This is a genomic window from Bacillus sp. FSL W8-0645, assembly GCF_038007905.1.
GTDB lineage: Bacteria > Bacillota > Bacilli > Bacillales > Bacillaceae > Bacillus > Bacillus pumilus.
Genome location: NZ_JBBOYC010000001.1, coordinates 3,820,141 through 3,833,327, shown reverse-complemented (window position 1 = coordinate 3,833,327; position 13,187 = coordinate 3,820,141). Strand labels below are relative to the sequence as shown.

14 protein-coding genes are annotated in these 13,187 nt (G+C 39.6%); 12 read left to right on the top strand and 2 right to left on the bottom strand.

All coding sequences use genetic code 11. The annotated features are described in order from the left end of the window. The first annotated feature begins 620 nt into the window (after positions 1–620). From rpmH to NST39_RS19780, 11 genes are all read left to right on the top strand, one after another. Positions 621–755 carry a 50S ribosomal protein L34 gene (gene rpmH, locus NST39_RS19830; RefSeq protein ID WP_081277122.1) on the top strand — a complete coding sequence of 45 codons (135 nt, stop codon included), beginning with the start codon at positions 621–623 and terminating at the stop codon, positions 753–755. A 78-nt stretch (positions 756–833) separates the two neighbouring features. Then, complete coding sequence (rnpA, locus tag NST39_RS19825; RefSeq protein WP_003214983.1) at positions 834–1,193, top strand: ribonuclease P protein component; 360 nt, start codon at positions 834–836, stop codon at positions 1,191–1,193. 158 nt (positions 1,194–1,351) lie between these two features. Next, positions 1,352–2,134 carry a YidC family membrane integrase SpoIIIJ gene (spoIIIJ, locus tag NST39_RS19820; protein WP_095117972.1) on the top strand — a complete coding sequence of 261 codons (783 nt, stop codon included), beginning with the start codon at positions 1,352–1,354 and terminating at the stop codon, positions 2,132–2,134. Further along, complete coding sequence (gene jag, locus NST39_RS19815; RefSeq protein WP_341029922.1) at positions 2,131–2,754, top strand: RNA-binding cell elongation regulator Jag/EloR; 624 nt, start codon at positions 2,131–2,133, stop codon at positions 2,752–2,754. The genes spoIIIJ and jag overlap by 4 nt, the downstream gene beginning before the upstream one ends. Positions 2,755–3,157: 403 nt before the next feature. Next, positions 3,158–4,537 carry a tRNA uridine-5-carboxymethylaminomethyl(34) synthesis GTPase MnmE gene (mnmE, locus tag NST39_RS19810; protein ID WP_044139031.1) on the top strand — a complete coding sequence of 460 codons (1,380 nt, stop codon included), beginning with the start codon at positions 3,158–3,160 and terminating at the stop codon, positions 4,535–4,537. 17 nt (positions 4,538–4,554) lie between these two features. Beyond that, on the top strand, positions 4,555–6,441 hold the full coding sequence (gene mnmG / locus NST39_RS19805; protein WP_065097567.1) for a tRNA uridine-5-carboxymethylaminomethyl(34) synthesis enzyme MnmG: 1,887 nt from the start codon (positions 4,555–4,557) through the stop codon (positions 6,439–6,441). 13 nt (positions 6,442–6,454) lie between these two features. Further along, a complete protein-coding gene (gene rsmG / locus NST39_RS19800) occupies positions 6,455–7,174 on the top strand; it encodes a 16S rRNA (guanine(527)-N(7))-methyltransferase RsmG (RefSeq protein ID WP_283924086.1) in 720 nt (239 codons plus the stop codon). Positions 7,175–7,279: 105 nt separating this feature from the next. Beyond that, entirely contained in the window at positions 7,280–8,155 is an 876-nt protein-coding gene (gene noc / locus NST39_RS19795; protein ID WP_044139034.1) for a nucleoid occlusion protein, read from the top strand. A 129-nt stretch (positions 8,156–8,284) separates the two neighbouring features. Further along, positions 8,285–9,118 (top strand): orthopoxovirus pf05708 family protein, encoded by an 834-nt coding sequence (locus tag NST39_RS19790; protein ID WP_341029919.1) that lies wholly within the window; start codon positions 8,285–8,287, stop codon positions 9,116–9,118. A 235-nt stretch (positions 9,119–9,353) separates the two neighbouring features. Continuing rightward, on the top strand, positions 9,354–10,115 hold the full coding sequence (gene soj, locus NST39_RS19785; protein ID WP_034620351.1) for a sporulation initiation inhibitor protein Soj: 762 nt from the start codon (positions 9,354–9,356) through the stop codon (positions 10,113–10,115). Next, positions 10,108–10,962: a ParB/RepB/Spo0J family partition protein gene (locus tag NST39_RS19780; protein ID WP_341029918.1), complete on the top strand. Its 855-nt coding sequence runs from the start codon at positions 10,108–10,110 to the stop codon at positions 10,960–10,962. Before soj ends, NST39_RS19780 begins: the two co-directional genes overlap by 8 nt. 25 nt (positions 10,963–10,987) lie before the next feature. Here NST39_RS19780 and yyaC read toward each other — a convergent pair whose 3' ends face one another. After that, on the bottom strand, positions 10,988–11,614 hold the full coding sequence (yyaC, locus tag NST39_RS19775; RefSeq protein ID WP_003215235.1) for a spore protease YyaC: 627 nt from the start codon (positions 11,612–11,614) through the stop codon (positions 10,988–10,990). A gap of 72 nt (positions 11,615–11,686) precedes the next feature. On the opposite strand from yyaC, the gene NST39_RS19770 reads away from it, so the two are divergent. Then, complete coding sequence (locus NST39_RS19770; RefSeq protein ID WP_113767984.1) at positions 11,687–12,742, top strand: YkvI family membrane protein; 1,056 nt, start codon at positions 11,687–11,689, stop codon at positions 12,740–12,742. Between the two features lie 25 nt (positions 12,743–12,767). On the opposite strand, the gene NST39_RS19765 is transcribed toward NST39_RS19770, so the two are convergent. Further along, positions 12,768–13,178 (bottom strand): hypothetical protein, encoded by a 411-nt coding sequence (locus tag NST39_RS19765; protein ID WP_044139037.1) that lies wholly within the window; start codon positions 13,176–13,178, stop codon positions 12,768–12,770. Positions 13,179–13,187: the final 9 nt, after the last annotated feature.

The window sequence follows — 13,187 nt, the reverse complement described above, 5'->3', positions numbered from 1 at the left end:
AAGGCTTCTCCCCCCTCCTTTTCTTTTTAAAATGACCAGTATCAAACTGTTATAGAACACGAAAAAGAGCAAATGGTCATCACCATTCGTGCACATACATTGTTGAAAACAAATAATATAGTAGAAAAACGTCTTTTCGACAAATTACACAGTCTGTGGATAAACAATTCAACAACCTGTGTAATATCTTTCCACAGGTTATCCACAGATTGTGGATAACGCAAATAGGTCAGATAAGTAATTAAGAGTTAAAACACAAATATAATATCAAAATAAACGAGATGGTGCAATGGGTGTCACAAACTTATCCACACATTTTACATCCTGTTGAAAAATAATTATCCACATCGGTTATTTGTGTGAAAAAAATGTCGATAATGGATGTGGATAGTCTAAATATGCCGGAAAAATATCCACAACCTTGTTTTGGAGGCCTTTTAGGAGGAAAAAAAGAATAAAATGTTGGAAACTGAAAAAGAAGGTTTCTTCGTTTGATAAATTATGTTATGCTTATAAGGTTGATAATAAGAGTTTTATCATTGATATTGACAATCGATGTGTTACACAAATATAATGAGTTAGACTGTCTTAAACAGCTATTCCTCAGGGAGGTGTCATAAATGAAAAGAACGTTTCAACCAAATAACCGTAAGCGTAGTAAAGTTCATGGCTTCCGCAGCCGTATGAGTTCTAAAAACGGACGTCTAGTTATAAAGCGACGCCGCAGCAAAGGTAGAAAAAAATTATCAGCTTAGGCCACTGAATAATGTCAGTGGTCTTTTTTACATAAAATCGTAATTGAACTGTCAGTTTTTATCGGAGTGGAAGAAAACATGAAGAAGCGAAACAGGCTAAAAAAAAATGAAGAGTTTCAAAAAGTGTTCAAAAAAGGTCAATCAATGGCGAACCGCCAATTCGTTATTTACCAGCTGGACCAACCAAATCAAGATGAACTGCGTTTAGGATTGTCTGTCAGTAAGAAGATTGGTAATGCAGTGATGAGAAATCGAATTAAACGACTGATCCGCCAGGTGTTTTTAGAGGAAGGTCATAAGTTAAAGCAAGAAAAAGACTACATTGTCATTGCAAGAAAACCAGCAAGTGAATTGACCTTTGAAGAAACAAAAAAGTCTCTCCAACATTTATTTAGAAAATCCGCTGTTTATCAACAACAACCGAAAAAGTCTTCGTAATAGAAACTTTCGTTGAATCAATTTTTAAAAGCGCTTCCTTCATCTAGTGAACTAAAATGAAACCACCACTTTGTAATGAAAAAATGTTACCATACTGATTAGGTGAGTCACTTTCGTAATCAATTCCAACTTAAATAAAGTTTGAAGTAATGGGAGGAATCTTGTTGAAAAGGCGATTATTACTAATATTTAGCTTGATTGGCGCATTGGTTCTATTGGCAGGATGTACACAAATTAATGAACCAATCACATCAGATAGTAAGGGATTTTGGAACTCTTATATTGTTTACCCGCTATCTCAATTAATCACATACATGGCAAATTTGACTGGTGAAAACTACGGGGTTGCGATCATTATTGTGACACTGTTAATCCGCTTGCTCATTTTACCATTAATGATTAAGCAGTTAAGAAGTACAAAAGCAATGCAAGCATTGCAGCCTGAATTGAAAAAACTTCGTGAAAAATATAGCTCTAAAGATCAAAAAACTCAGCAGCAGCTTCAGCAGGAAACAATGGCCCTTTTCCAAAAGAATGGCGTCAATCCATTGGCTGGCTGTTTCCCGATTTTAATTCAGATGCCAATCCTAATTGGTTTTTATCATGCAATTATGAGAACAGCAGAAATTAAAAAGCATACATTCTTATGGTTTGACTTAGGCAGTCCAGATCCATTGTTCCTATTACCGATCATTGCGGGGGTAGCTACTTTCATTCAGCAAAAGCTGATGATGGCTGGAAATCCGTCGGACAACCCTCAAATGGCGATCATGCTATGGGTTATGCCGATTATGATCATTGTATTTGCTATTAGTTTCCCAGCAGCACTTTCATTGTACTGGGTTGTAGGTAACATTTTCATGATCATCCAAACATTAGTGATTAAAACTCCTCAAGTAAAATTAGATACAAAAGAAAAAGCTGGCGGGAATAAAAAATGAAGGAAATAACTGCTGTCGGTCGCACAATCGAAGAAGCAGTAGATTCCGGACTTAAACAAATTCAGCTTCTAAAAGAAGAAGTAGATATCACAATTTTGGATGAAGGAAATAAAGGGTTCTTAGGATTATTTGGTAAAAGACACACTGTAGTCAAGCTGATAGAAAAGAGAAATGCTCTTAAATTAGCTACACAGTATTTAGATAATATTGTTAAATCCATTGATCCTAAAGCGAAGATTGTTTCCAAACAGGAGCCGAAAAAGATTTCTTTTCACATTGATGGAGATAAAACATCATTAATGATTGGAAAAAGAGGTCAAACTTTGTACTCTTTAGAAACCTTGGTACAGTTAGTGTTTAATCGCTATTCTGATCAGTATCATCATATTACCATTGATATTGGAGATTATAGGAAGAAGCGACAAGAAGCACTTGAACAATATGCCGTCAAGACGGCAAACAAAGTTTTAAAAACGAAGAGAAAGGTTCATTTAGAACCAATGCCTTCGAACGAACGAAAAGTAATTCATGATACGATCGCTACTTTTTCTAAAGAACTAGCAACGGCATCAGAAGATACAGGAAGTAAGCGTCATGTAGTGGTGCTGTATAAAAAATAACAGAAAGGCTAGAATTCAGCAAAGCTGGATTTTAGTCTTTTTTTATTGAAAAATTGTGTTTCTATAGAAGATTCATCCTTTATTTCTAAAAAGTTAGGGTGTAAGTTGAGTGGAAAATGCTATTTTTACAAGTAAACAAAGGCATCGGGGCGTTTAAATTTATCGGGTTTCGGTGTAAGATGTGAAGATAAGTTTAGAACGTCGTTATTCACATGTGGATAAGTTAAGTGTTAAAATAGATAGGATGCAAAGCTGTGGATAATTGTATAGAGGATACTTTCACTTCGCTTTCATTTATGGTATCTTTAAATTTTGGATTAAGCGTTTTTGATATAGAGATGGACAACGTCCATTTAATAGATAAAAGACTGTCTATTAAAGTAGAGAAAGAGGTGATTGAGCGATGGATACAATTGCAGCCATTTCGACACCGATGGGTGAAGGAGCAATTGCGATTATTCGTTTAAGTGGGCCTGAAGCGGTGCAGATCGCTGATAGGATGTATAAAGGGCCTAAGGAGAAAAAACTTGTATCAGTGGATTCTCATACCATTCATTATGGTCATATCGTGGATGCAAGGACTGATCAAGTAATAGAAGAGGTCATGGTGTCAGTACTTCGAGCGCCAAAAACATTTACGAGAGAAGACGTTATTGAGATTAACTGCCATGGCGGAATTGTAACGGTCAATAAAGTATTGCAGCTTGCTTTAAGAGAAGGAGCAAGATTAGCGGAGCCAGGTGAGTTCACAAAGCGTGCTTTCTTAAATGGAAGAATAGATCTATCGCAAGCGGAGGCTGTCATGGACTTGATTCGGGCAAAGACGGATCGAGCGATGAATGTAGCAATCACTCAAATGGAGGGACGTCTCTCCGGTTTGGTTCAGCGACTGCGCGGCGAGATCCTAGAAACACTGGCGCATATTGAAGTCAATATTGACTACCCTGAGTATGACGATGTTGAAGAAATGACACATCGCGTCTTAGTGGAAAAAGCGACATCCGTCAAAAAAGAAATTGAATCGTTGCTCTCGACTTCTCAGCAGGGGAAAATCCTTCGAGAGGGCTTATCCACTGTAATTATAGGAAGGCCGAATGTTGGTAAGTCTTCCTTGCTGAATAGTCTCGTACAGGAAACAAAGGCCATTGTCACAGATATACCTGGAACTACGAGAGACGTTATTGAGGAATATGTGAATGTAAGAGGCGTACCTCTCCGTCTAGTCGATACTGCGGGTATACGTGAGACAGAGGACATTGTTGAGCGTATAGGGGTTGAACGATCTAGACAGGTCTTAAAAGAAGCTGACCTGATTTTACTTGTGCTCAATTATAGCGAAGAATTATCAGAAGAAGATATTAAGCTTTTTGAAGCTGTCTCAGGTATGGATATCATCGTGATTGTGAATAAGACAGATCTTGAGCCTAAGCTTGATGTAGAAAAGGTCAAGCAGTTAGCAAAGGATCGTCCGGTGGTCACTACATCATTATTACAAGAAAAGGGCATTGATGAGCTTGAAATGGCGATTCAATCACTGTTCTTCACTGGATCAATTGAAAGTGGAGATTTAACGTATGTAAGTAATACAAGGCATATTGCTCTTCTTCAGGCAGCAAAACAATCAATTGAAGATGCTCTTGAAGGAATTGAAATGGACGTACCAATCGACATTGTTCAAATAGATTTAACACGCTGCTGGGAACAGCTCGGTGAAATTATAGGAGATGCTGTTCATGAAAGCTTGATTGATCAGTTATTCTCTCAATTCTGTTTAGGAAAGTAAAGGGAGGAACATAAGAAATGGGTTATGAAGCTGGCAATTATGACGTCATCGTCGTGGGTGCCGGTCATGCTGGGGTTGAGGCTGCTCTTGCTTCTGCAAGACAGGGCGCTAAAACACTTGTATTGACTATCAACCTCGATATGGTTGCTTTTATGCCATGTAATCCGTCCGTAGGTGGTCCTGCGAAAGGGATTGTCGTTAGAGAAATTGATGCACTGGGCGGAGAAATGGCACGAAATATAGATAAGACGCATATTCAAATGCGCATGCTGAATACAGGGAAAGGACCTGCTGTTCGTGCTTTAAGAGCGCAAGCAGACAAGTTCCAATATCAGCATGAAATGAAAAAAACAATGGAAAATGAACCGAACCTGACAATGCTTCAAGGTATGGTGGATCATTTAATTGTAGAAGATGATGAATGTAAAGGTGTCGTTACACAAACAGGAGCAAACTATCGTGCGAAGTCTGTTGTATTAACGACTGGGACTTTCTTAAAAGGTCGTATTATTTTAGGGGATCTATCGTATTCAAGTGGTCCTAATAACCAGCAACCATCCATCAAATTATCGGATCACCTAGCAGAGTTAGGATTCGATTTGGTTCGCTTTAAAACAGGAACACCTCCTCGAGTGAATAGTCACTCGATTGACTATAGTAAAACAGAAATTCAACCAGGTGATGATGTTCCGCGGGCGTTCTCCTATGAAACGGTTGAATATATCACAGATCAACTGCCATGCTGGTTAACTTATACGAGTTTAGAAACACATCAAATTATTGATGAGAATCTTCACCGTTCTCCAATGTATTCAGGTATGATTAAAGGAACTGGTCCTAGATACTGCCCTTCCATTGAAGATAAAGTGGTTCGTTTCAATGACAAACCAAGACATCAAATTTTCTTAGAGCCAGAAGGTCGTAATACGCAGGAAGTGTATGTTCAAGGATTATCTACAAGTCTTCCAGAGGATGTACAGCAGCGCATGCTTTCCACCATCCCAGGGCTTGAAAATGTACAAATGATGAGAGCGGGTTATGCCATTGAGTATGATGCAATTGTGCCTACTCAGTTGTGGCCTACACTCGAGACGAAGAAAATTTCTGGTTTATATACAGCTGGCCAAATTAATGGTACGTCTGGCTATGAGGAAGCAGCAGGTCAAGGAATTATGGCAGGTATTAATGCAGGAAGAAAAGCATTGGGTAAAGAAGAAGTCATTTTAAGCCGATCGGATGCATATATCGGTGTTCTCATTGATGATCTTGTCACAAAGGGAACAAATGAACCTTACCGTCTTTTAACATCCCGTGCAGAGTATCGTTTGCTTCTTCGTCATGACAATGCGGATTTAAGATTAACTGAACTTGGCTATCATATTGGATTAATATCTCAAGAAAGATTCCAGGCATACCAGCAGAAAAAAGAAGCCATTGAAGCAGAGAAAAAACGTTTATATTCTGTCATCATTAAACCCACAGCAGAGACACAAGAATTTATTCGTTCACTTGGTGGAAGTGAGCTGAAGGACGGTATTCGTGCAAGTGATTTGATGAAGCGTCCAGAAATGAACTATGAATCTGTTGTGACGTTAGCTCCTGCTGAAACACCGCTTCCTTCTGATGTGTGTGAGCAGGTAGAGATTCAAATTAAATACGAAGGTTATATCGAAAAGTCACTCCAACAAGTTGAAAAGCTGAAAAAGATGGAGAACAAAAAGATTCCTGATCGTATTGATTATGATGCCATCAAAGGAATTGCAACTGAAGCGAAACAAAAGCTGAAAGAAGTCCGACCGCTTTCTGTTGCACAGGCTTCTCGTATTTCAGGCGTTAACCCTGCTGATATTTCTATCCTTTTAGTATATTTAGAGCAGGGACGTATTGCGAAGATAGCAGAATAGAAAGGATGTCGGCATGAACATTGAACAATTTACAGCAGCACTAGAGGAGAAAGGGATGACTCTTTCTCCTGTGCAGCTTGAACAATTTGAAACTTACTTCCGCATGCTTGTAGAATGGAACGAGAAAATGAATTTGACGTCCATTACTGAAAAGGAAGAAGTGTATTTAAAGCATTTTTATGATTCCATTTCCGCATCATTTTTCATTGATTTTCACAAATTGACGACGATTTGCGATATAGGAGCTGGTGCTGGTTTCCCAAGCATTCCTCTTAAAATTTGCTTCCCTCATCTACATGTGACCATTGTTGATTCTCTTCAGAAACGAATTACGTTTCTCAATGAGTTAGCAAAAGGGTTAAACTTACAAGATACTACTTTTTATCATGATCGTGCGGAGACGTTTGGACAACGTAAGGAAAAGCGCGAAAGCTATGATCTTGTCACTGCTAGAGCAGTTGCGCGTTTGTCCGTCTTGAGCGAACTATGTCTGCCCCTTGTAAAAAAGGAAGGGTTGTTTGTGGCATTAAAAGCATCTGCTGCTGATGAAGAAATGCAAGCAGGGAAGAAAGCCGTTACTGTCCTCGGAGGAGAGGTTGTTGAAAAGCATTCCTTTGTTCTTCCTTTAGAAGAAAGCGAACGGAACATCATTGTCATTGAAAAGAAAAAGCAAACACCAAAAAAATATCCTAGAAAACCAGGAACACCTAATAAATCACCAATAGAAGGTTGATCATGTAAAAGGTCGGTTTTTCTTCAATATTTAAGATTTTACAGAAGGAAAAAACATGAGAAAATAGAATTATAAAAAGGTAGTTTTTAAAGGTGGTGTAGGTTCATGAAGCATTCACTCTCACGCTTCTTCGGGCTTGGTGACAAAGAACATCCTGAGCGTGAAACCGAAATAGAGGCAAAGATTGCTGAGCATGATACATTAAAGGAAGAGATACAGGAGCTCCCGGTCGACACAATTATGCCAAACCGTTTTCAGCCACGCACCATTTTTTCAGAAGAAAAGATACATGAGCTGGCCACGACGATTCATACCCATGGCATTATTCAACCTATTGTTGTCAGACCGACAGAAGAAGAAGGAAAATATGAACTGATCGCCGGCGAAAGACGTTGGAGAGCGGTACAGACTCTTCACTGGGAGAAAATCCCCGCTATTATAAAAGATTTTACTGATACGGAAACGGCATCTGTGGCATTGATTGAAAATTTGCAAAGAGAAGAGCTGTCTGCTATTGAAGAGGCTCATGCCTATGCACGTCTTTTAGAGCTTCATGATTTAACACAGGAAGCGCTTGCTCAGCGTTTAGGTAAGGGACAATCAACTGTTGCAAACAAATTAAGACTTTTAAAGTTGCCTGAAGAGGTACAACAGGCCATCCTAGAGAAAAAAATCTCTGAAAGGCATGCACGTTCACTTGTACCCCTAAAGCTTCCAGAATTACAAATCGCGCTATTGCAGGAAATCATCGAAAAGCAGCTGAATGTAAAACAGACTGAAGAGCGTGTAGTGAAAATGCTTGAACAAAAAACAGATCGCAAACCGAAGCCAAAACGTAAGGCGTTTAGTCGTGATACACGAATTGCAATGAATACCATTCGCCAGTCTCTCCATATGGTAGAAGACAGCGGGCTTAAAATAAATACCGAGGAAGAAGAATTTGAGGAATATATCCAATTAACGATTCGAATTCCTAAATAGAGAAAAGCTGATGAGATCCACTCGTCAGCTTTTTTTGTCTGCCTTTCATCAAAGTTCATAATATTTACTTATTATTGATTAATTGGTAAAATATGATTCTCATAGTAGAAAGGAGGTGACATCTATTCAATGAATATGAAAAAGACTATTTTTGCTATTATCTGTTATTTACTATTCTCTCTTTCTCTTTTTTCAAATGAAACGACTATATTCGCTGTGAATATGCCACCGAGCCAAGAGGTTCATGATGCAGAAGAAACAATTACGAAGGAAGAACTGAACGTCCTGAAGGAACAAGGCGTGGTTTCTAAAGAGGTAACAGTTCAACAATTAAATCAAGAGCATGAGTCTCAGGACGATACGATTGACTTGATCACAGCTGATGATGACTTGAAGAACTATGGCTTACAACAAAAAAAGCAGGATGAGTTTGTGACGGATGATAAGCCGCACACCATCAAACGCCTTTTAGGAAAGCCGTATCCTGGTACCGATATTTCGTCTAAAAAAGGGGATATATTGGTGACAAACACTGATGCTTTGAAGGGAATCGTTGGACATGCAGGTATCGTCATTAATGAGAAGAGCTTTGCTTCTATTCCAGGGTTTCGACAGCATCCTCAGCTTGATTCCATTCTTAACTGGTTTCGCTATAATGCCAATACAAAGGTCATTCGTATTAATCAAGAGGAAACAGCAGACCTGGCAGGGGAATGGGCGCGCGATTATGTGAAAGCTCATCCAAAGGCTCGATACTCCATCACCATGTCTATTCAATCACTGGACCCGACTTATTCTTCAAAGATTGTGTGGCAGGCCTATGCCAAAACAGGCGATGCTGTAGGACATGCGACATTTACCATTAAGACCCCCTATGGATTCTTAAAAAAGAGAAGCTATAAAACGGTGACCCCTAAGATTATTGTGAATGAAGGCCGTACAATTGGTGGATTACATTTTTGACAAGTGCCCCTCACTTTTGATGGAAGTGAGGGTTTTTTATGCTATCTTTTTCTTCAAAAAGATATATTGATATACTTTTTACTACGTTTAAGTTCGTCTTTTCATGTACGGAAATAGACATTTGCTGACGAATATATAATGGAGAAACAAAAAAAGCAAACGTTTCATACTTTTTTTGATAGAATAGGAAGTATGAATGAATGAGAAACTTGTTAAGTTGAAAGTGGGTGACATCGTGGGAAAAATCATAGCGATTACCAACCAGAAGGGCGGCGTCGGGAAGACGACAACTTCTGTTAATTTGAGTGCGTGTTTAGCATACATAGGTAAACGAGTGTTGTTAGTTGATATTGATCCGCAGGGCAATGCCACGAGTGGTATTGGGATTGAGAAGGCCGACGTAGAGAAGTGCGTGTACGATATTTTAGTTGATGATGCAGATGTTCTTGATGTGATTAAGACGACAGAGGTCGAAAATCTTGATGTCATTCCTGCGACGATACAGCTTGCAGGGGCTGAAATAGAGCTTGTGCCTACGATTTCACGTGAAGTGAGATTGAAGAGAGCACTTGAATCTGTTAAGCAAAATTATGATTATATGATTATTGACTGCCCGCCATCACTCGGATTACTGACAATTAATGCGTTAACAGCATCCGATTCCGTTTTAATCCCGGTACAGTGCGAATATTATGCGCTTGAAGGATTGAGCCAATTGTTAAACACCGTTCGTCTCGTGCAAAAACATTTAAATACGGATCTCGCCATTGAAGGTGTCTTGCTGACAATGCTTGATGCACGAACAAATCTTGGGATTCAAGTCATCGAAGAAGTGAAGAAATACTTTAGAGATAAAGTCTATCAGACCGTGATTCCGCGAAATGTAAGACTGAGTGAAGCGCCTAGTCATGGGAAACCGATTATCTTGTATGATCCACGTTCAAGAGGTGCAGATGTCTATTTAGACTTAGCAAAGGAAGTGGATGCGAATGGCTAAAGGTCTTGGAAAGGGTATTAATGCACTATTTAACACTGTAGACTCAAGTGAAGAAACGGTTGAAGAAATCAAAATAAAGGATTTGCGTCCAAACCCGTATCAGCCAAGGAAAACGTTTGATGAAGATGCATTGTCTGATCTCAAAGAATCCATTCAGCAGCACGGTGTTTTACAGCCGATCATTGTCCGTAAATCGATTAAAGGATATGACATTGTAGCAGGAGAACGTCGTTTCCGTGCAGCACAACAAGCTGGTCTGACAACGATTCCTGCGATCGTCAGAGAATTTTCAGAAACGCTCATGAGAGAGATTGCCCTTTTAGAAAATCTGCAACGCGAGGATTTATCTCCATTAGAAGAAGCGGAAGCCTATGCTTCCTTACTAGATCATCTAAGTGTGACGCAAGAGGAATTAGCGAAGCGATTAGGGAAGAGCAGACCGCATATTGCGAACCATCTCCGTCTTTTGACTTTACCGGATGAAGTACAAAAGCTGATTGCAGATGGAAAGTTATCGATGGGTCATGGAAGAACCTTGCTTAGCTTGAAAAACAAAAATAAGCTGGCGCCATTGGTAAAGAAAATTGTGGACGAGGGGTTAAACGTACGTCAGGTTGAGAAACTTGTTCAGCAATTAAACGAAAATGTTCCACGTGAAACAAAGAAAAAAGAAGCACCAAAGGATCGAGTGTTGAAAGAAAGAGAGTCTTTCTTGCAAAACTACTTTGGCACTTCAGTGTCGATCAAGAAACAGAAGAAAAAAGGAAAAATAGAGATTGAATTTCTCTCCAACGAAGATTTAGAAAGAATCCTCGAATTGCTTTCTGCGAGAGAATCATCAGAGTGACCATCTTGATACGAGATGGTCTTTTTTATATTCTCCCAGTGATATTTTGAATAGGAGCGAAGAGAGAACGGCTTTTTTCTCTTGTCCAATCCATTTGATCAATATGAGATAGACTTTCAGAAAGTGTATTGGCCATAGACATGACAAGATGAAGGCGTGTGTTTTGGAGAACGAAGTATTCCATAAAGCCGCTCACATTGACGATCCCATTAATATGAATATCTCCTACCTCTGGCAGCTCCTTTTGTACACCCGCTCCAGGCTTTAACGGTCCATCTCCAATTTGGAAGGAGCCTACACTTTTCACTCTTCCTAAGCAGGCATCAATCGCTACAATAAACGGATGTTTATGAGCTTGTTCAATTTCAGCGAGCTTTTCTTTTAAATTGACCGCATGAACTGGGTCAGAGAGCGTGCCATATACATGAAGCTTTTTCAAATCAAGGCCTGAAAGCTTTGTACCAACAAGTGGACCTAGAGAGTCGCCAGTTGAGCGGTCTGTTCCAATACAAACGATGGCAACGGGTCTTTTTCCTGCTTTCTGAAGATGCGAGAATAAAATACTTTTAAGCTGTTGAATGGCGTTTGTATCCGTATGGGACACGTATTCTTTCACCCTATTTCTAAAAAAAAGACCGTTCTTGCTATTCATAGGTCTCACTTCCTTGTCATAGTAGTTAGTAACAGTATACGGAAACAAGCTTAATTCTATACCTATGAGGTGATGATTGTGTGGAAGGCTGGTTCAAGGTGGACGCTTTTAATTTTAGGAAGCTTAATAGGAGCGGGGTATGCTTCCGGCCAAGAAATTTGGCAGTTTTTTGGCATTGATAGTGGACTAGCCATTCTACTGTTTACATTGATGTTTATGCTGTCTACCTATGTGGTGTTAAAAATCAGTTATGAGGTACGTGCCGATCACTTTGTGCCAGTGCTAGAGCGGCTTGTCGGCCCGTGGCTGGCTAAAGTGTATGATGTTTTAATTGTCCTTTATTTATTCACGACAACGACAGTCATGATTGCCGGTGGCGGGGTGACACTCGAGATGTATCATGTGCCATTTTGGGTGGGCATCGGTGCATTTTGTCTATTTTCATTTATGATTTTTTTCTGGGATGTGAAAGGGCTCTTATCTGTGAATGCTTTCATTATACCAATTTTGGTGGCGGGGCTCATCTATGCGTTTGTTTTTTATTATATGAACCATGATCATATGTGGCGGATTGATTTTGGGCAGCAGTACAATTGGCCTGCCAGCATTGTCTTTGCTTCTTTGAATATATTATCTGTAGTCGCAGTGCTGTCTTCGGTTGGAAAAGAAATGAAGGGCCTTGGCGAGGCCAAAGTGGCGAGTATATTAAGCGGTCTGATTTTTGGGATCATCTCGTACGTGTATAACGAAATATTGGTTGATATTTCTGGGAGTCTATCAGCAGAAGGCATTCCTTTGTTTACAGTATTAGAAGGAGCACCAACATCATTGTTTGTGTTTATGACCGTTGTCCTTTGTCTAGCTATTTATACGACGACAGCGGCAGGTTTATTTGGTTTATCCAGCCGGATGCTTTCTTTTGTACCATTGCCTCGCTGGCTGGTTGTGCTCGTGATGCTTCTGTTGATGGCGCCTTTAACATCTCTTGGGTTTGCCGATTTGATTGCTTTCTTGTATCCGATATACAGCTTGCTGAATCTTTATTTGCTTGTCTGTTTAATGCTATATCCGATTTTAAGTAAAAAGATATTTTCTCGCCCTGAAAATTATATTGATAAAATAAAATAAGCACCTCTCTTTGTCAGAGCTGTGCTTATTTTATACGAATAGAATCAATGGCGTCTTTGATATCATCATAGACTGGCATTTGCTTGAGACGCTGAAGGCGTTCCTCTAATTCTGAAATGGCTTGTCCTTTTAAATGCTGGGAGATGTGTTGTTTGACAATGGTCGTCTGGTTGATCATGTCTTCGGTTTTAGACAATTGATACTCCAAGTGTACGCGAGTGTTTGCTAATTCGTCATGCAGTCGCATTTTGAGCAGCCGTTTTAGATCCTTTCGCTGTCCTTCTCTTCGTATGGCTTGAATTGCGGCTATTTCTTCTGGGGACTGCGTTTGTGTTTGTGGTGCCGATTGATTTTCAAATACAGACATGGAGCGGCGGGCACTCACATTTTGCAAGAAACGCTGGGCGTCACTAGGAGGTTTATTTTGATTGATCATGCGGTGACT